General features: G+C 36.7%; 26 protein-coding genes. 16 read left to right on the top strand and 10 right to left on the bottom strand.

The features are described 5' to 3' along the window. Positions 1-13 precede the first annotated feature (13 nt). Positions 14-181 carry a hypothetical protein gene (locus QRN68_RS11920; RefSeq protein WP_285397100.1) on the bottom strand — a complete coding sequence of 56 codons (168 nt, stop codon included), beginning with the start codon at positions 179-181 and terminating at the stop codon, positions 14-16. 428 nt (positions 182-609) lie between these two features. Between QRN68_RS11920 and QRN68_RS11915 the strand changes: the two genes are divergently transcribed. After that, positions 610-1,821 carry an FAD-dependent oxidoreductase gene (locus QRN68_RS11915; RefSeq protein WP_285397099.1) on the top strand — a complete coding sequence of 404 codons (1,212 nt, stop codon included), beginning with the start codon at positions 610-612 and terminating at the stop codon, positions 1,819-1,821. Positions 1,822-1,883: 62 nt separating this feature from the next. Here QRN68_RS11915 and QRN68_RS11910 read toward each other — a convergent pair whose 3' ends face one another. Together QRN68_RS11910 and QRN68_RS11905 are read right to left on the bottom strand one after the other, a co-directional pair. Beyond that, the gene (locus QRN68_RS11910; protein ID WP_285397098.1) at positions 1,884-2,657 is read right to left on the bottom strand and encodes an IclR family transcriptional regulator; all 774 of its coding nucleotides are present in this window, start codon (positions 2,655-2,657) and stop codon (positions 1,884-1,886) included. Beyond that, positions 2,638-3,426, bottom strand: coding sequence for an IclR family transcriptional regulator (locus QRN68_RS11905; protein WP_285397097.1), 789 nt, complete (start codon positions 3,424-3,426; stop codon positions 2,638-2,640). Before QRN68_RS11905 ends, QRN68_RS11910 begins: the two co-directional genes overlap by 20 nt. Before the next feature lie 215 nt (positions 3,427-3,641). Between QRN68_RS11905 and QRN68_RS11900 the strand changes: the two genes are divergently transcribed. The 8 genes from QRN68_RS11900 (at position 3,642) to QRN68_RS11865 (ending at position 10,262) form a co-directional block, all read left to right on the top strand. Next, entirely contained in the window at positions 3,642-3,800 is a 159-nt protein-coding gene (locus QRN68_RS11900) for a hypothetical protein (protein ID WP_285397096.1), read from the top strand. Between the two features lie 256 nt (positions 3,801-4,056). Next, positions 4,057-5,184, top strand: coding sequence for a cupin domain-containing protein (locus QRN68_RS11895; RefSeq protein ID WP_285397095.1), 1,128 nt, complete (start codon positions 4,057-4,059; stop codon positions 5,182-5,184). Positions 5,185-5,208: 24 nt separating this feature from the next. Then, positions 5,209-6,153, top strand: a complete 945-nt coding sequence (locus QRN68_RS11890) for a fumarylacetoacetate hydrolase family protein (protein ID WP_285397094.1) — start codon at positions 5,209-5,211, stop codon at positions 6,151-6,153. Beyond that, positions 6,153-6,653, top strand: coding sequence for a DinB family protein (locus tag QRN68_RS11885; RefSeq protein ID WP_285397093.1), 501 nt, complete (start codon positions 6,153-6,155; stop codon positions 6,651-6,653). The genes QRN68_RS11890 and QRN68_RS11885 overlap by 1 nt, the downstream gene beginning before the upstream one ends. Before the next feature lie 290 nt (positions 6,654-6,943). Next, the gene (locus tag QRN68_RS11880) at positions 6,944-7,111 is read left to right on the top strand and encodes a hypothetical protein (RefSeq protein WP_285397092.1); all 168 of its coding nucleotides are present in this window, start codon (positions 6,944-6,946) and stop codon (positions 7,109-7,111) included. Positions 7,112-7,371: 260 nt separating this feature from the next. After that, a complete protein-coding gene (locus QRN68_RS11875; RefSeq protein WP_285397091.1) occupies positions 7,372-8,112 on the top strand; it encodes a MerR family transcriptional regulator in 741 nt (246 codons plus the stop codon). After that, positions 8,105-9,823 carry an ABC transporter ATP-binding protein gene (locus QRN68_RS11870; RefSeq protein WP_285397090.1) on the top strand — a complete coding sequence of 573 codons (1,719 nt, stop codon included), beginning with the start codon at positions 8,105-8,107 and terminating at the stop codon, positions 9,821-9,823. Before QRN68_RS11875 ends, QRN68_RS11870 begins: the two co-directional genes overlap by 8 nt. Before the next feature lie 238 nt (positions 9,824-10,061). Then, positions 10,062-10,262, top strand: a complete 201-nt coding sequence (locus tag QRN68_RS11865) for a helix-turn-helix domain-containing protein (protein WP_481817447.1) — start codon at positions 10,062-10,064, stop codon at positions 10,260-10,262. 163 nt (positions 10,263-10,425) lie between these two features. Here QRN68_RS11865 and QRN68_RS11860 read toward each other — a convergent pair whose 3' ends face one another. The 5 genes from QRN68_RS11860 to QRN68_RS11840 all read right to left on the bottom strand — a co-directional run bounded on the left by QRN68_RS11860 (position 10,426) and on the right by QRN68_RS11840 (position 15,037). Next, positions 10,426-11,172 (bottom strand): ABC transporter permease, encoded by a 747-nt coding sequence (locus tag QRN68_RS11860; protein ID WP_285397089.1) that lies wholly within the window; start codon positions 11,170-11,172, stop codon positions 10,426-10,428. Positions 11,173-11,184: 12 nt separating this feature from the next. After that, entirely contained in the window at positions 11,185-11,925 is a 741-nt protein-coding gene (locus tag QRN68_RS11855) for an ABC transporter permease (RefSeq protein WP_285397088.1), read from the bottom strand. Next, positions 11,925-12,839, bottom strand: a complete 915-nt coding sequence (locus QRN68_RS11850) for an ABC transporter ATP-binding protein (protein ID WP_285397087.1) — start codon at positions 12,837-12,839, stop codon at positions 11,925-11,927. The genes QRN68_RS11855 and QRN68_RS11850 overlap by 1 nt, the downstream gene beginning before the upstream one ends. 84 nt (positions 12,840-12,923) lie before the next feature. After that, positions 12,924-14,318: a sensor histidine kinase gene (locus QRN68_RS11845; RefSeq protein WP_285397086.1), complete on the bottom strand. Its 1,395-nt coding sequence runs from the start codon at positions 14,316-14,318 to the stop codon at positions 12,924-12,926. Beyond that, entirely contained in the window at positions 14,315-15,037 is a 723-nt protein-coding gene (locus QRN68_RS11840; protein WP_285397085.1) for a response regulator transcription factor, read from the bottom strand. The genes QRN68_RS11845 and QRN68_RS11840 overlap by 4 nt, the downstream gene beginning before the upstream one ends. Before the next feature lie 496 nt (positions 15,038-15,533). On the opposite strand from QRN68_RS11840, the gene QRN68_RS11835 reads away from it, so the two are divergent. The 3 genes from QRN68_RS11835 to QRN68_RS11825 all read left to right on the top strand — a co-directional run bounded on the left by QRN68_RS11835 (position 15,534) and on the right by QRN68_RS11825 (position 18,093). Further along, on the top strand, positions 15,534-16,118 hold the full coding sequence (locus tag QRN68_RS11835) for a TetR/AcrR family transcriptional regulator (protein WP_285397084.1): 585 nt from the start codon (positions 15,534-15,536) through the stop codon (positions 16,116-16,118). Positions 16,119-16,133: 15 nt separating this feature from the next. Beyond that, positions 16,134-16,913, top strand: coding sequence for an aminoglycoside adenylyltransferase domain-containing protein (locus QRN68_RS11830; protein WP_285397083.1), 780 nt, complete (start codon positions 16,134-16,136; stop codon positions 16,911-16,913). A 331-nt stretch (positions 16,914-17,244) separates the two neighbouring features. Further along, entirely contained in the window at positions 17,245-18,093 is an 849-nt protein-coding gene (locus QRN68_RS11825; protein ID WP_285397082.1) for a CPBP family intramembrane glutamic endopeptidase, read from the top strand. A gap of 344 nt (positions 18,094-18,437) precedes the next feature. On the opposite strand, the gene QRN68_RS11820 is transcribed toward QRN68_RS11825, so the two are convergent. After that, on the bottom strand, positions 18,438-19,310 hold the full coding sequence (locus tag QRN68_RS11820; protein ID WP_285397081.1) for a glycine betaine ABC transporter substrate-binding protein: 873 nt from the start codon (positions 19,308-19,310) through the stop codon (positions 18,438-18,440). Between the two features lie 16 nt (positions 19,311-19,326). Continuing rightward, on the bottom strand, positions 19,327-19,500 hold the full coding sequence (locus QRN68_RS11815) for a hypothetical protein (RefSeq protein ID WP_285397080.1): 174 nt from the start codon (positions 19,498-19,500) through the stop codon (positions 19,327-19,329). A 224-nt stretch (positions 19,501-19,724) separates the two neighbouring features. On the opposite strand from QRN68_RS11815, the gene QRN68_RS11810 reads away from it, so the two are divergent. Genes QRN68_RS11810 through QRN68_RS11795 form a run of 4 tightly spaced genes read left to right on the top strand, consistent with a single transcriptional unit; the run spans position 19,725 to position 22,506 of the window. Beyond that, complete coding sequence (locus QRN68_RS11810; RefSeq protein WP_285397101.1) at positions 19,725-20,642, top strand: ABC transporter ATP-binding protein; 918 nt, start codon at positions 19,725-19,727, stop codon at positions 20,640-20,642. Beyond that, a complete protein-coding gene (locus QRN68_RS11805) occupies positions 20,639-21,391 on the top strand; it encodes an ABC transporter permease (protein WP_285397079.1) in 753 nt (250 codons plus the stop codon). Before QRN68_RS11810 ends, QRN68_RS11805 begins: the two co-directional genes overlap by 4 nt. Positions 21,392-21,403: 12 nt before the next feature. Continuing rightward, the gene (locus QRN68_RS11800; RefSeq protein WP_285397078.1) at positions 21,404-22,135 is read left to right on the top strand and encodes an ABC transporter permease; all 732 of its coding nucleotides are present in this window, start codon (positions 21,404-21,406) and stop codon (positions 22,133-22,135) included. Positions 22,136-22,155: 20 nt separating this feature from the next. Beyond that, positions 22,156-22,506 (top strand): YxeA family protein, encoded by a 351-nt coding sequence (locus QRN68_RS11795; RefSeq protein ID WP_285397077.1) that lies wholly within the window; start codon positions 22,156-22,158, stop codon positions 22,504-22,506. Positions 22,507-22,588: the final 82 nt, after the last annotated feature.

Below are 22,588 nucleotides of genomic sequence, written 5' to 3'. Positions count from 1 at the left end.
TCTTCCAATTAATTTAGTGGGCTCCTATTGAAGAATGGGGGCTCTTTTTTGAATTGAAAAAACCGAAGTGATATATAAAACAAGCTCCTCTATCAATTGGATCATCACCATAGCGTGTGGTTGATTTCCGTTCCGGCAGGCACTTTGCCGCTGACGCTTCGCTTTCGCGCAGATAAAACAATTGTTGCTGCCGCTACGCTTTCGCACAGATAAAAATTCTAAAGGGTTCAAGCCGCTTAATCGTTTCTGGTGGTAGCGATAGTGATTATAAATGAATATCACAGCGAATGTTTTTCTAAACTAAAAGGTGCCTCGAAAAGTGATCAGGTAAGCCCCGAAAGTGATCAGGTGCAGTTTAGTTGAAGATGAAAGAGTATTTTTAGGTGCATATTGAAGTTAATGTTGCGACGAAAATTATTTCCAAAATAATAGATTTGAGGATTTGGTTTCAAAAAAATGGTAAGTGAACAAAATAGTTGATTTTTTATCTTTGATTTATTTAATTGTTTTCCATTCCATATAGCGAAAAAATGAAATTTCGAATGGATTGATAAACACATATGATAAACGTATAGAAGATCAATAGAATTTGGAAAGGATGAATCAAATATGGCAGTAGAAAAACGAGATGTACTAGTAATTGGTGCTGGGCCAGTAGGGATGACAGCAGCCCTTGCCTTGGCAAAAGAGGGTATTCAAGCCACAATTATAGAGGCGGACCCACAAAATCGTGAGCGTGCAGGAAGTCGTGCTATTTATATTCATAAAGCCACATTGGAGCTATTAGAAGATATTTCAACGGGGCTTGGTTTTAAATTAGCTGAGATCGGAATCGTTTGGCCAGTAAAACGGACATTATATAAAGGAGATAATATTTATAAGCGTGTGTATGAACCACCAAAGCCAAACACATTACCTGCTTTTTCATCGTTACATCAACATGAAATTGAAAAAGCATTATATGTAGCCTGCTTAGCCGCTGGTGTTGAATTTAGATGGAATGAGCCTGTTAGTGAGGCCAAAACAACAGAAACAGGTATAACGATTACTACAAATCAAAATGAATGGCATGCGCAATATGCTATTGCAGCAGATGGGTCACGTTCTGTCGTTCGCCAATCGTTAAATATTAAATTTGAAGGGCCGCGTACGTCAGATACATTTGTTGTGGTTGATGTGAAGGAGGATAAAAACAACCCTTTACCGATCGAGCGTATATTCCATTACCAGCATCCTTTAGTGGATGGGCGTAATGTGATGTATGTACCTTTTGCAGGAGGCTGGCGCTTAGATTTGCAATTATTAGAAGGCGACGACAAAGAATACTTCGGTTCTGAAGATGGTGTACGGGAATGGTTGCCCAAAGTATTTCCAGCCTCGTATGCAGAGAACATTACATGGATTTCAACGTATACATTTTACCAAGTTGTAGCCGAAACATATACAGATGGGCATGCACGTATCGTATTAGCTGGTGAAGCTGCACATTTATTCGCTCCATTTGGTGCACGTGGTTTGAATTCAGGTGTCCCAGATGCGATCATTGCAGCACGTGGTATTGTAACCGCATTACGTACAGAAGATAAAACAGTAGCAAAAGAGGCTGTATTAGCAGCGGCAAATGAGCGCCTATATGCAGGACAATACAATCGTGAATGTTCAAATTTAGCACTTGAGCATATTCAAGGAACATCTGAAGACATTCGTTTAAAGCGAGAAATATCCGCGTTTTTAGCACCACATATCCCAGCACTTGGAAAGTGGCTAGACGAAGGACCATTTGGACCACGTTCAGGGCCAACACTTACTACAAAATATTAGAATACAACGTAACAAATCTGAATCCCGTTAACATTGGGCTCAGATTTGTTACTTTTATGCCATTAACTATAGTAACCTAACAATTCTGAAATTTCAGCTGCTACGTTTTTTAATTCCTCTAAAATAACCGTATAATCATCTTTTGAAATTGTACTTTCGTGTGCAATTAATGTGATAGCGGATACGACCGACCCAGTATAATCTCGAATAGGATAAGCAAAACTAATATAGCCAATAGAATATGTATGCTCAGTTACTGCAAATCCTTGTTTATAAATGTTCTCCAGTTGTTGCCGTAATGCCTCACCTATATGTGTATACGGCGTATATTTTTTTAATGGTTGTTGTACATACTGATTAATAGTAGTCACATGCTGATGTGCTAAAATGACTTGTCCCTCTGCTGTACAATGTACATCCTTTGTAAAACCCATTGCTGTAGTAATTTCAGTTTGGGCATGAGGTATACATTGTAAAAAGTATACAATTTTTTTATTTTCAATTAAGCATAAATTTACAACTTGTCCGAAAAAGTTGGATAGATGCTCTACTTTTGGATGGGCCTCTTTATATAATTCATACTGGATATGAATAATGCCACCTAATGTTAAAATGGATAATCCTAAACGATATTTGTTAGTATGGCTCCGTTTTATTAAAAATCCCTCATTAACGAGCTCTTGTACAAGACGATGAACGGTACTCTTAGGTAAATCTAATAATTTTGCGATATCGGTGATACCTAGTTCTGCTCGATCAGTTCGGTATAAGCGTAATAGACGTAATGCATTTTTTACAGATGAAAGGTTCGTTTTATTATTTATTGAAGATGTCATTTGGTGACCCCGCCCCGTATTTTTGAATAAATTGGGTTATCATCTCAGCCGTTTGTTTTACGCTTAGTGCAAATGTTTTTTCATTAGGTTGTAGCGCTTTAACTTTGCCGGCAATACTAACAGAAGCGACTACTTCATTTTGTTTGTTAAAAATTGGTGCAGCAATGGACATGAACTGCATATGTAATTCCTCTCGACTAATCGCAACCCCTTGTTGGCGAATTTGTTGAAAACTTCTTTCATACTGTTCAATTGTGGTTAAAGTTGACGTCGTGAAATCTATAAATTGTGTTTGTTGTAATAAGGCTAATCGCTGATCATCGGGCATAAATGCAACAATAACTTGACCGGAACTTGTTGCATAAAAAGGATTGCGGCGCCCAATATGGGATTTGAGCGGTACCTGTATAAGTCCATCTTCTTTTTTTAAATATAATACTTCTTTTCCCGAAAGCATTGCAATATGTGCAGATTGTCCAGTTTTTTTAGTTAATGATTTTAAATAAGGTGTCATTCCCTTCAAAACATCTAAATCGTCTATAAAAATATTCGTAAATCGTAATATAGATGTACCTAATTTATAATGTTGCTTCTCATGTATAATAAAATTTTCTTCTTCCAGGGTTTTTAGTAGCCTGTGAGCTGTGCTAATAGAAATGTTTTGATTAGCTGCAATCTCACGCAATGACCATTCTGGCTGTTCTAAATTGAAACTTTTCAAAATTTGTAGTGCATTTGTTAATGAGCTATTCCTCGTTCGTGCTTTCATATGTTCACACCCCTTTATTATTGTATATAGTTTGGCTCATCACCAAAAGTTGTGGATGACATTTTTTAAAATATATGCGCTGTATATTAGTTGATCTTCGTTCCGGCTGGGCGACTCCTCGGGGATCAGCGTCACATTAGCACTACGCTTTCGCGCAAAAAACATCGTGCTGCTGCCGCTACGTTAGCACTACGCTTTCGCGCAGAAAACATCTGTTGCCCCAAGCGGCTTATCGGACGCCCCCAGGTATCTTTGCTCTGTGCGAAAGCGAAGCGACAGTAACACGGTTTTCGTCTGTGCGAAAGCGTAGCGGCAGCGACAATGCGCCAAGTCGGAACGGAAATCAACCATACGTTATGGTGATGAACCTATAGTTTATATGATATCCGATAAATAGAATTTTAGGGAATTCTTTTCCTTGTTCCATATAGAGAAATTCTGAACTATTCATAAATTTACGTGATGTATATTATCAATATTAGAAATTAGTGTTTGTAGAAAAGGAGGATTTAAATAACGAAAAATTAAGAAGGGTAGAAAATGATTGATATGAATTATTTTCTCAAGTGTAGAATGATTTTTTTATACTACTATATCGAAGCATCTATTCTTTAATCTAGGGGGTATTTTATGGCGGGTCCAATGTCTAAAGAAGTAACTGAATTTTTGAAAAGTTCTGTTGTCACTGATTTTAAGCAAGATATTGCACAGTATAATTTAGGTCCACTCTGGGAAGCAATTCCAGAAATTATGAACAAAACACCAAATCCGCAGGCTGAGGCATATCTTTGGTCAAGTGAATTACTAGAAAAGAAAATGAAGGAAGCCGCTCAAATTTTCACACCCGAACGTGGTGGAGAGCGTCGAGCAATTTACTTCCAAAATCCAGGCTTAACATACCGTAAACCTTGGGGATGGGCATCAACAACACAAACGATTTATGCAGCGGTGCAAATGTTGCAGCCGGGGGAAAAAGCACCGTCACACCGTCATTCCCAGTCGGCCCTTCGTTTTATTTCAAAAGGGAGGGGCGCGTATACAATTGTACAAGGAGAACGTATTTTCATGGAGGAAGGAGATTTTCTAATTACTCCTAAAAATTTATGGCATGGTCATGAGCATGTAGGAACAGAGCCTATGCTATGGATGGATGCGTTAGATATACCAACGCTATATGCTATCGGTGGTACGTTCTTTGAGCCATATGCAGATGGGTTACAACAACCTGGTGTGCCAGATAACTTTACTGAACAGCGATATAGAGGTGGCATGGTACGTCCAGTTGGCGATGACAAGTATACAGTGGCACCACTTGCAAACTATAAATGGAACCGAACTGTCGATGGGATAAAAGGGTTAATGGCATTTGACCCAGATCCACATCATGGTTTTGCGGTGGAATATATTAACCCATCGACAGGAAAATCAGCTAACCCAACTCTGGGTACACGCATGCAACATTTACCAGCAGGGCTGCATACCAAAGCATTACGACATACACATTCAACTGTATATCACGTGCATAGGGGGGAAGGCTATACGGTCATTAATGGTGTGCGTTTTGACTGGAAAGCTGGGGATTACTTTGTTGTACCAAACTGGGCTTGGTATGAGCATAAAGCTGAAAAAGATGCGTATTTATTCTCTGTAAATGATATTCCTATTATGGACCGCTTTGAATTGGAGCGGGAACAAGCATATGAGACAAATAATGGTCATCAAGATATTGCTAGCGAGTTTAAAGCAGATTTTCGTTAGCTTTAAAAAAGGAGGTAAAAGCGTATGAAAATTATAACATTTACTGAAAATGGTCATACACGTATTGGAGCAGTTCATGAATCTATTGTTATCGATTTACATCGCGCAACAGAGCAGTGGTTATTATCACAAGGTAAAATCCGAGCAACAAAAATTGCAGAAGCATATGTACCTACAGATACAAAGGGTTTTTTAGAAGGTGGCGAAGAAAGCTATGCTTACGCCAATCAAGCAATTGAATATGCATTAAATAACGTATCTGATGTTTCATTAACATTTGCATTACAAGATGTAAAAGTAGGTCCACCGATTACGAATCCTGGTAAAATTATTTGTGTTGGTCATAACTATCGCGAACATATTTTAGAAATGGGCCGTGAAATTCCAGAGAACCCTGTCATCTTCGCCAAATATGCAAACACCTTACTTGGTCCAACAGAGGATCTACCTTACTATCAGATTTCTGAACAACTTGATTATGAGGCAGAATTTACCTTTATTATTGGGAAACGTGCCAAAGATGTGCAAGAGCATGAGGCACTTGAATATGTAGCGGGTTATACCATTGCTAATGATGTCACATACCGTGATTTACAGCGTCGTACAATTCAATGGTTACAGGGGAAAACAGTAGATGGTTCAGCACCAATGGGACCATATTTAATTACATCAGATGAATTGTCAGATCCATATGGTTTAGAAATGGTGTTAACAGTTAATGGTGAAGAGCGTCAAAGGTCGAATACGAAAAATTTGGTATTTGATGTACCAAAATTGGTGGCATTTTTATCAAGTATCATGACATTAGAGCCTGGGGATATTATTTTGACCGGCACGCCGGGTGGAGTAGGAGTTGCTCGTGAACCACAGGAATTTTTACAAGAGGGCGATGTTGTTAAAGTAGAAATTGAAAAAATCGGCTATATCGAAAATAAAGTAACAGTTGTTCAAAAGGAAGTATCTGTGTAATGGTGGTATTAGTCAGTGAAATCAGTCGTTATGAGCAAGCTACAGCACAGATTAATCGTTTAATACAAAGGATCAGTGATATAGAGTTTTTTCAACAACCTTCAGAAAATGAATGGTCTATTGCTCAAATTGTAGCACACTTAAATGAAGCTATTATATTTTGGTTAGACGATATACAAGCACTTCAGAGCATTCCAGATGGAAAATGGGGAAGAAACCATGAACATGTTCGCCGGTTGGCCGCAGTTGCCCCTAAAAATATTGAATCATTAACGCGACAAATTGCAGTCGAGAAGTTAGAAAGGCTTGCTACTATAGTGGCGGATGTCCTTGCCACGGTGACCGTTAAGCAGTTACAACAAACAGCACCTAGTTATAATACTAATTTTAATAACAAACCGTTATCATTTATAGTCGAACATTTAATTGTTAAACATATTGAGAGTCATTTTAATCAAATGGAACGTCATTTAGAAAAGGTAAAGTTAATGAGAATATAATAAGCTTTCTATAATACCAGCTATCGAATAATATTCGATAGCTGGTTATTTAGGTGCGCCCGGCATGCGTATGAACTATAAATCATCCTCTTCAAATGTATAAAAATGGTTAATCAACACACCTGTAATGATTTCTTTAATACAGATACTTATGGTTGTCAAATTCAAACTTCTATAGAAAATAATGAATCAGTTTACTGTAATCGGGCTCATCACCAAAAGTTGTGGATGACATTTTATTAAATATATGCCCTGTATATTGTTGATTGGAGTGGAGGCTGGGCGACTCCTTGGGGATCAGCGTCACAGGTGAGACCCTGGAGCGAGCAAAGCGAGTGAAGCGGCTCATCGGACGCCCCCAGGAAGCTTTGCTCTGTGCGAAAGCGAAGCGACAGCAACAAAGCGCCCAGCCGAAACGGAAATCAACCACACGTTTTGGTGATGAGCCAAAGAATTGAAGAACTTAGAAAAGAATGGCTGATAAAAGCTATTCCTTTTTATTAGGCATAAAATAGAAAGGTGGAAGTGAAAAGTTATATTTTGTGTTGGGTGCAGTTGTTGAATGTGCCTCTAGAAATAAAGAGCGTCGTATTAATTAAATAAGATTTTCATTTATTAAAGAACGCGATAGGTTGTGATCTTTTTTTGTTAAGTGAATTAAAGTTGTTGCATCTGACGTAACGGTAGATTTTATACTTAAGAAAAGGGAGCTGAAAATATGTATTCAATTGGTCAATTTGCGAAAATGACGGGGCTAACCGTACGAGCGTTACGATTTTATAGTGAAAAGGGGTTGCTAGAACCATGTTTTATTTCAGATTCGGGTCATCGTTATTACAATGACGGTAGCATTGAAACAATTCAAAAAATAGTAACATTAAAATATTTAGATTACTCATTGGAGGAGATTGAAGATCTTTTACGGAATGGGGAACAGCAGCTAATAGAATCATTAATGTTTCAAAAACTACAACTAGAGAAGAAGCGAAATCAAATTGATCGTGTTATTGCGAGCTTGGATCAGGCGATTGAAATAGGAAAACGAAGTGAAGTAATCGATACATCCATTTTTTTAACGGTGATTTTTAACTTACTAAAAGAGGATGAACAAAGGGACTATTGGCGAAGTATATTACCTGATGAGTTGGTAGATCGCCTATATGATTTTTTCGGAATGAATATTATTGAAATAAATCAAAAATACATAGATTTAGCAAATCAGTTGAAGCAGGCATACATTCAACCACCTCAAGACGAATATTTGAAATCGTTAATCGAGCAGTTATTCTCACTAATTCCACAAGATTTGATAGAAGAGTTAGTAGAAGTATTAAAGGAGTATGAGGATATTCAAATAAATGAATGGTTATTTCCTACACCATTTACAAAGGAAGAGGAAGAGTGGTTGATGTCGCAGGTTGAAAGACTTGGGGTTTATGGAGGTGTGGATGATGAATAATTCTGTAAGAGGAATTTGGCAGCTTGTTAATAGTAATCGATTGTCGAAGCAACTCACGATAGGCACTCTTTTACTAAGTATCGTTGAAACACTTATCGGGTTGGCGGTTCCCTTAGTTACGATGAGAATGATTAATGATTTTTCAACCATTGGCTTTTCATTGCAGTCGATTTTATTAGTAGGTGCATTTCTAATTTCCCAAGCTGTACTGAGTGGAGTAACGTTTTATATGATGCGTAAGCTTGGGGAAAGAATTGTGGCTAATTTGCGCAATACGGTATGGGCACATGTTTTACGATTACGTATTCCTTACTTTGATGCACATGAATCTGGTGAAACAATGAGCCGAATTACGCAAGATTCTAATGTTATTAAGGAGCTTATTACAGATCATTTGATTAGTTTTATTTCGGGGTTATTTGCTATTGTTGGTGCAGTAATAATATTAATCATCATTGATTGGAAAATGACACTACTGATGCTAATCGCAGTTCCAGTAGCAATTTTATTGACACTGCCCCTTGGACAACGTATTCATAAAATAGCGAAAGCAAATCAAGACGAGCTTGCTAGTTTTACGGGACAGTTGGGGCGTGTATTAACGAATATTCGACTCGTGAAAACTTCGCAAACTGAAAATTTTGAGCAGCAAAATGGAGAAGAAAAAATTCATCATTTGTATCAATTTGGGTTGAAGGAAGCAAAAATTTTAGCAGTTTTATCACCGATTATGACGTTCATTATGATGGTTGTGCTCATTTTATTATTTGGCTATGGTGGCGCAAAAGTAGCAACAGGTACGATTTCAGCAGGTGAACTTGTAGCGATTATGATTTACCTAGTGCAAATTATTGTGCCATTTACGCAAATGGCAACATTTTTCACTGCACTTCAAAAAGCGATGGGAGCAACAGAACGATTACAAGAAATTTTGAACGAACCAATTGAAGGGCATGGGATGGATGCTATTTCGTCTCCAAACGAGTCGATTGCTTTTGAAAATGTTGCGTTTCAATACAATGATACCCCTATTTTAAAAGGAATCTCCTTTACGATTCCAGCAGGAAAAACAACTGCATTGGTTAGTGCCAGTGGGGGAGGAAAGACCACAATGTTTTCATTAATAGAACAATTTTATGATGTAACAGATGGTACTATTCGATTTGGAAAACAGCCTATTGAAAGTATCGATTTAAAACAGTGGCGCAGTTTATTTGGGTATGTATCGCAAGAAGCACCACTCATGAATGGAACAATTCGAGATAATGTAACTTATGGCAAAAGTGACGTTTTAGAAGCAGATGTTATAAGGGCATTAAAAAACGCTTATGCATGGGATTTTGTCCAACAATTTGAAAAAGGGTTGGATACAGAAGTAGGGGAGGGAGGAATTAAATTATCAGGTGGGCAAAGGCAGCGGATAGCGATAGCACGTGCTTTATTCCGAAATCCGGCGATATTATTATTAGATGAAGCAACATCTAACCTTGATAATGACTCAGAGAGAGAAGTACAAAAAGCATTCGAGCACGTCATGAAAGAACGTACAACGGTTATTATTGCACATCGCTTATCGACAATTACACATGCGGATCAAATTCTAGTGTTTGAGGATGGTCTGATTACTGGTTCTGGAAAACATGAGGAGCTTCAAGAAAACCATACTTACTATAAACAGCTAATTAAATTAATGGCGACAGAAACTGTATAATGAATGATTATCGAGTTTGAATGTTGATGAGCGTGCATCTGTATACCTCGCTATGTTGTTTGGTGGAACTCTAAACTTTAGCGGATACAGGTGCTTTTTTGTATTCATTTTCAATCAAGAATTTTTGGCGAATTGTAAAATCAGATTAGACACTGTGTAAAAAAATACATCAAATCGGAAAAATCGTGTATTATTGGAGTTCCTACACAACAATATACAAAGGAGATTTTTCGATTTGATGCAAAAAAAGCTTAACATAAAAGGAACTCAAAAGAAACCCATACTTACTGAAATTCAACGTGGAAAGTTAGAAGCTTACCTTGATGAAGGGAATTTATCAAAAGCTGAGATTGCCCGTAGATTGGGCGTTTGTCGTGCTACTATATATAACGAAATCAAGCGTAAATTATTGAAGGTTACATTCGTAGCGACGAAGTAGAGGAATCGTTTATTATCCTCAATTTATCAACTAAAGAAACCAATCCATTTTATCAACCCGTTGCCAAACTTTAATCAGCAATACTGTTTTAAGCGACGATAAAAAGAGCCAAATTTGACCAATCAAAAGTCAAAGTCGGCTCTTTTTATTTATGTGCCCGTATTTAAATAATATCTTTTATCGTAAATTTTCGAACTCCAATAAAAGTAAAGATAATAACAAATAAGAAACTTAACATATAAAAGCCACTGAACTGAAGGAAAGTTTGCAAGCCTTCTAGATGAATTGGATCCATTGCAAATCCTGGTTGCGCGAATGGCCATACATACGGAATATTTAAGTAATGAAATATCATTCCGATACACGTTAAACCAAAACTTATTCCAACTGGAATTGCAAAACTTTTTATTGATGACGAAAGAGATAATTGTAGAGCAGCAATTGAAAATGTACCAATCCATCCATTAAATGACCAATTTAATAATGAAAACCAAGGGATAGGACTTGTAATACCTAGTAGCTTACCAATTACGATATAAGCAATTAAAAAAAATATTTGAGTCAAGAATGTTAACCAAAAGATGACTAATAACTTTGCAAGATAGACGTTTTGAAAGGGAACAGGTAAAGAGATAATTTTTTTCCAATTTCCTTCACTATGTTCAAAGCGGCATACAAATGCGCAATAAATGCTTACTATGACAGGAAATAAAAATAATCCATAGATTAAACCAACTTGTGTCCAAGCTTGCTCCCATTCATTTGTTGAGCTTTCCATTAAGACATCATGGTTTACTCGGAAGTTTATGAGTCCAAGCGTAATACAAAAAAGCGGAAGGAGTGTCATAACAATCCATACTTTTGAACGTTTTAATTTTAATAGTTCACATCGAAATGAGCTTAATAACATATTTGCATCCTCCTAATGAATATCTTTGTGTGAAAAATGAATAGTGCTAAGAACGATAAATAATAAACTAACTCCTAAACTTAACAAAAGGTATGTCAGGACTTCTTCGTTTGGGAAATGTACTATTTTTCCATTGGAAAACGCCGAAGAAATAGGGTTTGTCAAAGATGGATAAGTATGAATTATCCAGTCTCTCCAAGGGAACATCTGCCCGAAATACCCAAGAAATGAGCCTATTACGCCTGCTGTTAAAGCAAATACTTGATTTTTCACAATCAAAGATATCCAGAGTTGCAAAATGACCATAGGAATACAACCTATAATGGTAAAAAGACCGTATTTCAGTAATAAAATCACTGGGACTCCACTTTCAAAATTAAAGATTTTTCCTATTACTATAATTGCGGAAATAGAAATTACCCCTGCATAGATAAGAAAAACGATACTATAAATAATTTTAGACATATATACTAGCTGTCTAGATGTGGGAATTGCACACAATAGCTTCCACGTATTACCTTTATTTTCAAAATCAATTATTCGAGAAGTAATGATCGCAATCATTATAGGTAAAAATAAAGCATTTATCATACTTACTCTTGAGAGAAGCGACTCCCAATTTAGAAATTCCTTTTTGTCTTGTGAAACAATTGCAAATAACCAAAGTAAAGCCAAAGATTGTATTAAAAATACTACTAAAAATAATTTCTTCCTTTTATATTTCAATAATTCACTTCTTAAGGCAGCGATCATTATAGAACACCACCTTTTTCCGTTAAACTTAGAAATATTTCTTCCAGCGTATGCTTTTCTTCTTCAATTCGAAACACTGATAAATGCTGCTGTACTAATAAATGATTTATGTGAGAAATAAGGTGGTCTTCTTGTTGATGCGTAACAAGATAATCACCGTCTATTGTAAGATGAATTTGATGTTGTTCTAAAATTTGATGTGCCCTTACTACATCATTTACACGCATTTTTATGGATGCTTGACTTTTTTTGCGTAACACTTCAATTTCATCTTGAAAAATAAGCTGTCCGCTGTTAATAATGCCCACTTGTGTTGCAATTTGATCCATCTCATTTAACAAATGACTAGAAATAATCACGCTCATACCATATTGCTTTGGCAGTTGTTTGATGAGTTCACGGATTTCTTGAATTCCGGCAGGATCTAACCCGTTTGTAGGTTCATCTAAAATTAATAATTTGGGATTTCCAAGTAGCGCCATTGCTATGCCAAGGCGTTGCTTCATGCCAAGTGAGTACTGTTTAACTAGTTTATCTTTTTGTTTCTCTAATCGGACGATACGCAAAACCTGGTCAATATTCTTTTTCGGTACTTGTAACATTTGTCGAATTACTTCTAGGTTTTCATAACCCGTTAAATGCCCATAATAAGATGGTGATTCAACAAGAGAACCAACTTCTCGCAATATATCTAATCGATTTGTTTTCAGATCTTTATTGAATATTTTAATATTACCGGTAGTCGGCTTTACTAATCCTAGTAACATTCTAATTGTCGTCGTTTTTCCAGCCCCATTTGGTCCTAGAAATCCATAAATTTCACCTTCACCGACTCTCATTTGTAGCTGACTCACACTATTTACAGCTCCATATGACTTTGTCAGATTTTCTGTTTCTACGATATAAGTTCCCATTATTGGCACCTCTTTTATGATTAAGCTAACAATTATTATGAAAGCTCTTGCTTAATCTTCAATTGAGATGACCTTAAGTTTCGCTTAATTTTCTAATGGAAGCTTAAATGTAATGTTAGTACCGTTTCCTTTGCTGCTTTCAACTACAATTTCTCCACTGTGAGCTACAATGATTTCCTTTACAATCGCCATTCCTAAACCTGAACTATTTTCTGGGTCAGTATTTGTACCACGGTAATATCGATCGAAAATATGTGGTAAATCATTTGTATTTATTCCGTCACCATTGTCCTCAATTGTAACTACGGCGTGTGTGGATGTTTGTTTTATATGAACTTGTATGAATGTATCATGATCAGTGTGAATGAGTGCATTATTCAATAAGTTTACTAGTACACGATGAATTAACCCTTGATCTGCTTTTATAAGTAGTTGTTCCAGAGAGCATTCAAACTCAATAAGCTGATTTTTATAATACGGCATATTCATAAATTCAATAATCGTTTCTCGAGTAAGATCTACAATATCTACTGCCGTTTTTTCGATAGGCAACAACGCATTCTTCAATTGATATGTTAGTTTTAGATCATTAACTAGTTTTTCAATATAAATGGCTTTATTTTGAATTACATCTGCATATTTATACATTTCTTGTGCCGTTATTTTATAGTCTTGATTCGCAATAACTTCACTATAACCTTTAATAGAAGAAAGTGGCGTCTTTAAATCATGAGAGATGTTGACAATCCATTCTTCTCGCATCGCATCTAGCTCTTTTCTTTGAACATTAATATCCTCTAATTGATGTGATAACTGATTCAAATTTGCATATACCTCTGCATATATTCCTTTTTTTGCGGATACTTGTTGATAGTGACCTTGTTTTAGTTTGTTAATATGGTCAATTATCGTAACAACAGGGTTTGACATATACCTCGCCACAATATAAGCAAATAATAAAATACAAAGAACTGATACCCCAATTAACATTAAAATCCCAAATGGATAGAGGCTAGATAAATTACTGAAGTTCAAATAGACAGATTTTCGCAATGCTTGTTTTGACGGAAAAGCGACAATATAACTTTCAGCGTGTGTACTGTGATCTAACTTAGCCACAAACGTTGTATAATCTCCAACAGCGTATTTATAGCGGAAAATCAGCTCACTAGGGGAATAGTGGGTAGGCGTATTTTCTGGTTTATACATTTGAAATACTTCATCGCTATTATGATTTAATACTTGTAACCATGCGCCATGCTCTTGTAAAAATTCTTTACCTTTATTCGTGATAGAAATATTTTCATCTTCTACAATAATTTCTTTTTGAAAATCTACTACTAAGCCTTCTGGATCGTCCATTCCTTCAGAGTCATAAGAAAATACTAAATAACTAAAAGCAAAAAATAGAGCGATTAGGATAAACATAGTTAAGCCAATTAATGATGCGATATAGAGCCCTGTGACCTTCCACTTCATCTAAGTTCACCTTTTGTCAGAAGTTTATATCCTAGTCCTCTTACGGTTGCAAGATACTGTGGTTTGGAAGGATTATCTTCAATTTTTTCTCTTAAATGCCTCATATGCACCATCAGAATATTATCATTGCCTAAGTATGATTCTCCCCAGATAGCTTCGTATAATCGAGCTTTACTGAAAATTTGATTTGGATTCTTTACTAAAAATAGTAAGATGTTAAATTCTTTTGCTGTTAAAGTTAATAATGTATTCCCCTTCAACACTGTCCCTTGTGTTTCATCAATCGTAACGTCTCCAAACTGATATATAGACTGAACCTTTTCTTGATATTGATTACGTCTAAAAAACGCTTTCATCTTATATGCTACTTCTTTTGGACTAAAAGGTTTTGTAATATAATCATCGCCACCTATACTTAATCCAAGTATTTTATCTAAGTCTTCGTTTTTCGCCGATAAGAAAAATATAGGAATGAATGTAAACTGTCGAATTTGCTGACAAACAGTATATCCATCTATATCTGGAAGCATAATATCTAATAGAATAAGATCTGGCTGTATTTGCCTACACATGCGTACGCCATCTTCTCCTGTTGTATACGTATAAATATGTTGAAATCCCTCTTTCTTTAAAACATCCTCTAGCAAATTCAAAATTTCTTCTTCATCATCCACTATAAGAATTTTCTTCGTATGAAGATCCGGTATATTATGTATCATTTATTGCACCTCAATATCATTCTAGTATTACTTTTAATAATTAATGTACCATTTTCAATCCATAGTAGAATAGTAATTTGAGGTTTTTCTTACCAATCGTGGGGAATTATTATTTTTTCGATATACTTAAACGATCTAATATCTTTACAAAGGGAAGTGTCCTGCTATTAATATTGGGGGTTTAAAAATACACAAAGATGAAAGGTTGGATTCAAATGGTTTTTGCAGACATTTACTCTGTGTGTTTAAAAGGTATTTACTTCCAAGACCCATTCATTTAAAATAAAATAAATAAACGTTTATTTATTTAATCTTCATTTAGCAAAAGATTCCTATCTATGCGGATGTGATCTCTTTTCAGAGGGTGTTCAAACGCCTACTGAATGAAGATAAAGCCCCAGCGGATGTCACGGATTTTAAAAGGAATGAATTGTACGGGCACAATTCAAAATCCGGACGCAATTACGCCAAGGTGAAATTGATTGGGAGGGATATGATGGCGAGAACAGTTAACAATCAACAGAGACTAGAGAAACGAAATGCCATATTAAAAGAAGCAAGAAGGCAATTTCCAAGAGAGGGTTTTTCTAAGACGACTCTATCTAGTATTGGGAAGGCAATCGGTATAAATCCTGCTACGATTTTGCTGTATTTTCCTAGCAAGGAGGATTTGTTTGAGAATACCGTCAAAGAAGCATTTGAAGAAACTAGAAAAGGGCTTTTTTATTTACCAGGAAGCCTTGAACAGTCAGCACAAATAGAACAGATGGTGAGGCATCACGTGAGGCAGTATCGTGAAGACCCAACAAATCTACGAATTTTACAGTACCTTTTTTCTCAATCTGGAAGGTTTCCAGAACTAGAGCAAGAAGCAATTTCCATCACTTATGAGTTTGTGGAGAGAATGACTGAATTGTTGAAGGAGCGCTCTAGTTTACAAGAAACCGAACAGGAGCTTCGTGATAAAACGTGGGCCTATTTATCTTTCCTAAGTGGATTTACGATGATTATGCTTGAACCTGAAAAATATCCATTATGGGAAGGAATCGTAAAACAAGGCGTTAAGCTAATTGGAACATAAAGGAGTTAAAGAAGCATGATCCATAACGAAGTCAAGAAAGTAATGATGCTCTATAGTAGTAGGTTGAATGAAATGTTTCCAACTGAAGTTCGTGGTGTCTATTTATATGGCTCAACTATTTTAGAGGCCTTTCATCCTGAAAGCAGTGATATTGATTTTGTTACAGTTTTTAGTCGAGAATTGACGGACGAAGAGTTAAAAAAACTATCGTACCTTCATAAGCAGGTTAGAGCTGAAAATCCATTAGTCAAAAAGTTTGAATGTGAGTACTTATCCTTGGATGAGCAGAACCAATTGCATTTAGATAAATCTTTCCCTTTTTTTGAAGGTACAAAGTGTAAAGGGGAAAGAAGGCTTATGAAAATTGCGGTTTATCAGCTCATTCATGATTCATATGCTGTATATGGCCCGAACTTTTCTACATACTACTCAAGCATAAATCGGCAGGACATTATGCAGGAGATGGAATACAATCTTAACCACTATATAGCGAGTAAAGCTTCCAAAAGCTATTTGTTTTTATTCGATTCTTGGATTGAATTCATTGTCTTAACTTTATGTCGAGTGTACTATACATTAAAAACAGGAAAGATTACGTCAAAAGAACTGGCCTGTGAAGAAGTAATCAAGGACTTCGATTTAAGTTATTCTGATATTCTTCATGAAGCGCTTAGAATTAGAGGGAGAGACCAAGCCAAGTCCAATTATAAAAATCGATGGGAACGAAAGAAAGCAACGATCCAATTTATAAACTCTTTGAGAGAATATTGTAATCAAACTTTTTTAACTAGATAAGTCTTCAAAAAGTAATATCATGATGAATGTGCTTCATAAGAAAAAATCCATTTACGGATCAGTAAATGGATTTTTTCGTGCGCGCATAATGGAAGTAATCAATGGGGGCAAGTCCCGAACCATGAAAACAGCAGTAGTGGCTAACCAAGTGCAAGGGTTTCTGCGGTGAATTGAATCTGAAGGAAGCTGGTGGCAAATTTCAATTTCAATAATAATTGGGCTTGCAAAACATTTACTCTTTGTATATATTGCATATAAAGTATATGTACAATATTTATTCTTAAGTAATTTAAATAACTCAATTAAAATGCACATGGGAGGAAAATGATATATGAAATGGATACTTCTTATGCTCGCTGGATGGTCAACATTAGTCGCTAGTTTGTTCCTAGCTTCTCTTTCCGGTGAAGTTTCTGCACAGTTGTTCAACTCATCGAGATATTCTCAATATTTTATTCAGGGTCTTGTGATGAGCGGGCTGGTTGTTCCTATTATTTTGTATTTATATAAGCATGTCTATCGGATGACGGGAGTTAAACCTAAGGTACCGGTATATTCTTGGAAAAGGCTAAATCACTTTTTTACTGGGGTTTTCTTGGCAATTGCACTGGCTTCATTTGGATTCATTATAACCAGTCTTCAAGGGTGGATAGTCATTGAAGACTGGCATACTCCCGATCAATGGTTTGGTGCGCTACTAATCAATATTTTATTTGCTTTTTTCTATGAAGCTTTGCCAGAGGAATTTGGATTGCGGGGTATGTTATATGATGTCTTACGCTATCGATTCGCCACTTGGTTATCCGTTTTACTTCAAACCTTACTATTTGTTTCTGTCACTGTAGCGGTTGCCCTGATTCAAGCGCTCGTTGGACTTACTCCTGGCGTATCTATAAATATCTTTTATATCATTTTAATTTTTTGCTTCGGAATATGTTTGCAGTTGCTCCGTCTATGGACCGGGAGTCTCTGGACATCAATTGGTTTTCATCTCGCATACTTAGAAATCATGAGGTTTGCCGTCTCGCCACAACAATATGGCGCACCACCAATCATAACCTACCACGAATCAGTGCCTGGACTCGCCAGCTTAATATCTATCATTATGATAATTATTGGGGGCATCATTGTATCACTCGTTATACTAGGTGCGAAGCGATTTATAAGGAAAAGTACATAGTTTCGACCGAATCGCTTTTATAAATTATTTGATTCATTGTTCAACTTTTGGGCGCGATTGTCGCATAAAAAAATTTAAAAAAGTCGATTCCTGCTTGTACTAGGAATCGACTTTTAGGTAAAAAGGAAGACAGAAGCTTCCAATATGTAAAACCGCTAGACAGTGTATATAAAACATATCATTCGAGTTATTTTATCAGGCGTGTTGATTAGGGAAATATAGACTTATTATTTTTTTGTTGATATTTTGCTAATGTATGCCCATTTTAACTGATTGTAGCCCGCAGCGGAAATCAGAGCTTTTAATAAATTCATATGGATAAAAATGGTTAATAAATATACCTGTTATTTTACATCCTTTGTCCACTCTGAAACTTTCTTCTCATTTTCTTTAATCCATTTTTTAGCTGCTTCTTTAGGATCAGTGCCTTCCATAATATCAAACATAACACTTTCTATATCTTCTGCAGTCCAGTGGAAGTTGTCGAGAACACTATATGCTTCTGGATCATCTTCTTTCAATCCTTTACGTGCAAAGGTACCAATATATTCTTCAGCTCCGTATATACCTTTAGGATCGTCTAAATATTTTAAATCAAAAGCATTGAATTTCCAGTGAGGAGACCAACCTGTAACAATGATTTCTTCTTTTTTCTCAATTGCTTGACTAAGAGCTGCTGTCATTGCGCCTGCAGATGAGGTAAGTACATTCCAGCCTTCAAGGTTACTATATTCCTTATAAGCATTTTCTGTTGTTCCCGTCATATTTGCTCCTGGTTCAATACCTGTTATTGTCTTATTAGCTTCATTTGTTAAATCTTCGATAGAGTTTACATCCATATAACTAGGGACAACTAAGCCAATTTTTGCACCTGTTAGATTTTCACCTAAATCGACTATTTTCTCCTTGTACTTCTCAACTTGTGGGGCATGTGTTTGTGGTAGCCAAGCTGACACCATACCATCGACCTCTCCGTTTGCAAGAGCTTCCCACATAATTCCATTATCAAGCGGTGTTAGTGTTACATCATATCCTAAATCCTCTAGAACTTGTCCTACTACGTTCGTAGAGGCAACTTCAGTGTCCCATTCAACATAGGCTAAGTTCACTTCTTTTTTTTCTTTATTTTGCGCGCCTTTATCATCTGAACCACAAGCAGTTAATACTAACAAGAATGTGAAAGCCAATCCTATCTTTAATAAATTACCGAATCTCATGAAATCTCCCTTTCTTCTACATGTATATACCTAAAATTAACAAGTAACAACTTAACGTTATCAAAAGGTTGTTACTTTTGTCAAACTGGCGTTTTTTAGAAAAAAGTGGCTCTTCACCAAAATGTGTGGTTGATTTCCGTTCCGACTGGGCGCTTTCTAGGGGTTTCCGATGAGCGCCACTAGTCCCCAAGGAGTGGCTCTCCAAAAGCGTAAATCTAGGGAATAGTGCAAATAGGATATTCCTTTAGAAAGCCGGTATTTCCTTTGTTTAAGAAAAATCGGCTTGAATCATTTTTATTGTTTAGGGCTAGTAATTTAAGGCTGTCGTAAGGTTCACTTTAGATTTGGGAAAGGTGACTTCATTAAAGTCTAAGCTGTAGAGAAAAAAAGACTTGAATGGAGATGATTTTTCTTATGAGAACATCGGCTATTGTGCAAACGCAAAACCTGACCAAAAAGTATGGATCTATTAATTCTGTCAATAAAGTTGATCTTCAAGTTCAGGAAGGAGAGATCTATGGGTTTTTGGGTCCGAATGGTGCTGGAAAAACAACCACACTAAAAATGCTGCTCGGACTTATTAAGCCTTCGGAAGGGACAATCAATATATTTGGGGACAGTTTAAGCAAACATCGGTCTTCCATTTTGCAACGTACGGGATCCTTAATCGAATCACCTTCTTACTATGGGCATTTGACAGGACTCGAAAATATGAGGGTCATGCAACGGCTGCGAAATGTACCTGATAAAAACGTGCATGAGGCACTTCGTATCGTACGTCTCGAAAATCAGAAAGACAAAAAAGCTGAACAATATTCGCTAGGAATGAAACAACGATTGGGTATTGCAATGGCTTTGCTTGCTTTTCCAAAGCTACTGATTCTTGATGAGCCGACGAACGGTTTAGATCCAGCTGGTATCGGTGAAATACGGGAGCTCATTAAATCATTGCCTAAAAGCTATGGGATAACGGTATTGCTTTCTAGCCACCTGCTCACTGAAATTGAACAGATTGCTACTTCAGTAGGTATTATCAGTGATGGGAATTTGATGTTTCAGGGCAGTATAGAAAGCTTAAGGGAAAAAGGCAGAAGCGCCATTCTTCTTAAAACTGAAGACAATACTAAGGCAGAGCAGCTGCTTCATACGCAAGGCTACAGTTTAACAAAAAGCGGTAACCGTCTTGAGTTCGACATTCTTCAGGACAAAGAAGTGGCAGAAATGAACCGATTTCTTGTTGAACATAACATTCCTGTCACTAGGATTGAAGAGCATAAGAAAAGTCTGGAGGACATTTTCCTGGAGCTGACAGGGAAGGGGCGGAGCTTGTGATTAAAACATTAGGATTAGAATATTACAAAATACGCCGTAAAAAAATATGGATCATGATTACATTATTTCTTGGTGTGGAGATGCTGTTTGTTTTCAATTCCATCAACCATTCTATTGCTAAAAATCCGGACCACGCAGTGTGGGAATCGATCATTTTTGATATATCTTCTATGAATGGCCTTTTTATGCCAATTATTTCGGCTATCGTCGTCTCTCGTATTTGTGATATGGAGCATAAAGGAGTCACCTGGAAAATGCTTGTTGCTACTAACGTGAGCCGTAGCTATCTTTACGCGGCGAAGTATATTTGCGCTAATAGTTTGCTCCTATTTGGCATTCTTACGCAGACCGTACTGATGATTATATTCGGACTAATAAAAGATTTTCCTGGTGCACCTCCTACTGATTTTCTATTCAAGTTTATTGTTGGTAACTTGATGACGACTCTTGCTGTTACGGCACTTCAGCAATGGGTTTCTTTAGCCATTAAAAACCAAGCATTTGCGCTGTGCTTAGGCATGCTGGGAGGCTTCATCGGTATGACCGCAGGGTTTTTCCCAGCGGCAGTCAGACATATTTTTATATGGTCGTATTATTTGGATCTCAGCCCGGTAACTTTTCATTTCGCTGAGTCTGCAAGTTTTTATATGGCACAGTCAGTAGGGTCTGGTTTTGTATTGCTTGTACTAACGATGACTGTTCTATTTTATATTGCCGGAAGTATTCATGTATCCCGGCAGGAAATCTGAGGTGAGAAGTTGATGAAACAAAGTATCTTTGCTGAATTGCTCAAGCTGCGACATTCTCGTATAGGTCTTGTACTAGCTGCACTTCCAATCATAAGTCTGCTGTTTGGATGTACGAATTATTATTTAAACAAGGGCGTCTTGGGAAATGGATGGTATAGCTTATGGAGCCAAGTTTCCTTGTTTTACGGCGAGTTTTTTCTACCTATTTTAATTGCCATTTGTTGTTCCTATGTATGTAGGCTGGAGCATTTGAATCGAAATTGGAATATGATTTTGACCGCTCCAGTATCGGTTGCAAGTGTTTTTCTTGCCAAATTGTTTGTCGTTAGCATATTAGTTATGTTCACACAAACATTTTTCCTAGGGTTGTACTGGTTAGCGGGTACCCTGTTTTCTTTACCGGATCCTTTTCCTGTAGAGACTATAGGTTGGACGGTTCGTGGTTGGTTTGCCACTCTCTCCATTAGTGCTCTGCAATTAGGAATATCGTTGCGAATGCGCAGCTTTGCTACACCTATTGGTATTAGTCTATGCGCAGTGATTATCGGTTTGGCTATGTACGCTGCTAACTTAGGTATGTTTTTCCCGTTTTCACTACTCACAATTGGCATGAGTGTTTTGAATCAGGCTGGGCTTACTGACATACAGAATACTTTATTTTGGATAGTAAATTTAACTTTTGTCATTATTTTTGCGTCGATATCTATTCGCAGCTTGAAGAATAAAGATATTGTCTCAACCTAATGATGCTTGGAGGAATTAAGATGAAAAAAATATTGCTAATGCTGGGACTTGTCATCGTGCTTGGTGGTGTTTGCTTGTGGTTTTTCTTAACCCCAGAGAAGCTAACACCTGAAAATCCTGCGGGAAAAACGATCTATTATACAATAATATCCGATTCTGGTATTCACGATAACAATGGACGTTATGACTATGAATTAACGGCCTACAATAAGAATGGGAAGGAAAAAAAGCTTGAATTTTCGGCTGGAAAGCAATTGAGAGAAGGAGCGTATATCCAACTTAATTACACACGGATTCGAGGCGTCACTTATTGGGAAGAAATTGCCTTCGAGGAGTTGCCAGAAGCGGTACAACAGAAATATCAAAAATAAAAAGAGTTTATCTGTAGCGGCAGCAATAACAAATGTTTTCTGTGCGAAAGCGAAGCGACAGCAACAAATGTTTTCTGTGCGA

This window comes from Lysinibacillus sp. fls2-241-R2A-57, from assembly GCF_030209535.1.
Lineage (GTDB): Bacteria > Bacillota > Bacilli > Bacillales_A > Planococcaceae > Lysinibacillus.
The sequence above is the reverse complement of the archived record's forward strand: the minus strand, read 5'-3'. Positions and strand labels throughout refer to the sequence as shown.

Excerpts from the sequence above, each read along its gene's own strand:
- QRN68_RS11875 (WP_285397091.1), top strand. The coding sequence starts at position 7,372 with ATGTATTCAATTGGTCAATTTGCGAAAATGACGGGGCTAACCGTACGA.
- QRN68_RS11845 (WP_285397086.1), bottom strand. The coding sequence starts at position 14,318 with ATGAAGTGGAAGGTCACAGGGCTCTATATCGCATCATTAATTGGCTTA.
- QRN68_RS11835 (WP_285397084.1), top strand. The coding sequence starts at position 15,534 with ATGGCGAGAACAGTTAACAATCAACAGAGACTAGAGAAACGAAATGCC.
- QRN68_RS11800 (WP_285397078.1), top strand. The coding sequence starts at position 21,404 with ATGAAACAAAGTATCTTTGCTGAATTGCTCAAGCTGCGACATTCTCGT.
- QRN68_RS11830 (WP_285397083.1), top strand. The coding sequence starts at position 16,134 with ATGATCCATAACGAAGTCAAGAAAGTAATGATGCTCTATAGTAGTAGG.
- QRN68_RS11850 (WP_285397087.1), bottom strand. The coding sequence starts at position 12,839 with ATGGGAACTTATATCGTAGAAACAGAAAATCTGACAAAGTCATATGGA.
- QRN68_RS11915 (WP_285397099.1), top strand. The coding sequence starts at position 610 with ATGGCAGTAGAAAAACGAGATGTACTAGTAATTGGTGCTGGGCCAGTA.
- QRN68_RS11905 (WP_285397097.1), bottom strand. The coding sequence starts at position 3,426 with ATGAAAGCACGAACGAGGAATAGCTCATTAACAAATGCACTACAAATT.
- QRN68_RS11910 (WP_285397098.1), bottom strand. The coding sequence starts at position 2,657 with ATGACATCTTCAATAAATAATAAAACGAACCTTTCATCTGTAAAAAAT.
- QRN68_RS11795 (WP_285397077.1), top strand. The coding sequence starts at position 22,156 with ATGAAAAAAATATTGCTAATGCTGGGACTTGTCATCGTGCTTGGTGGT.
- QRN68_RS11895 (WP_285397095.1), top strand. The coding sequence starts at position 4,057 with ATGGCGGGTCCAATGTCTAAAGAAGTAACTGAATTTTTGAAAAGTTCT.
- QRN68_RS11865 (WP_481817447.1), top strand. The coding sequence starts at position 10,062 with ATGCAAAAAAAGCTTAACATAAAAGGAACTCAAAAGAAACCCATACTT.
- QRN68_RS11820 (WP_285397081.1), bottom strand. The coding sequence starts at position 19,310 with ATGAGATTCGGTAATTTATTAAAGATAGGATTGGCTTTCACATTCTTG.
- QRN68_RS11890 (WP_285397094.1), top strand. The coding sequence starts at position 5,209 with ATGAAAATTATAACATTTACTGAAAATGGTCATACACGTATTGGAGCA.
- QRN68_RS11860 (WP_285397089.1), bottom strand. The coding sequence starts at position 11,172 with ATGTTATTAAGCTCATTTCGATGTGAACTATTAAAATTAAAACGTTCA.
- QRN68_RS11840 (WP_285397085.1), bottom strand. The coding sequence starts at position 15,037 with ATGATACATAATATACCGGATCTTCATACGAAGAAAATTCTTATAGTG.
- QRN68_RS11870 (WP_285397090.1), top strand. The coding sequence starts at position 8,105 with ATGAATAATTCTGTAAGAGGAATTTGGCAGCTTGTTAATAGTAATCGA.
- QRN68_RS11825 (WP_285397082.1), top strand. The coding sequence starts at position 17,245 with ATGAAATGGATACTTCTTATGCTCGCTGGATGGTCAACATTAGTCGCT.
- QRN68_RS11855 (WP_285397088.1), bottom strand. The coding sequence starts at position 11,925 with ATGATCGCTGCCTTAAGAAGTGAATTATTGAAATATAAAAGGAAGAAA.
- QRN68_RS11810 (WP_285397101.1), top strand. The coding sequence starts at position 19,725 with ATGAGAACATCGGCTATTGTGCAAACGCAAAACCTGACCAAAAAGTAT.
- QRN68_RS11885 (WP_285397093.1), top strand. The coding sequence starts at position 6,153 with ATGGTGGTATTAGTCAGTGAAATCAGTCGTTATGAGCAAGCTACAGCA.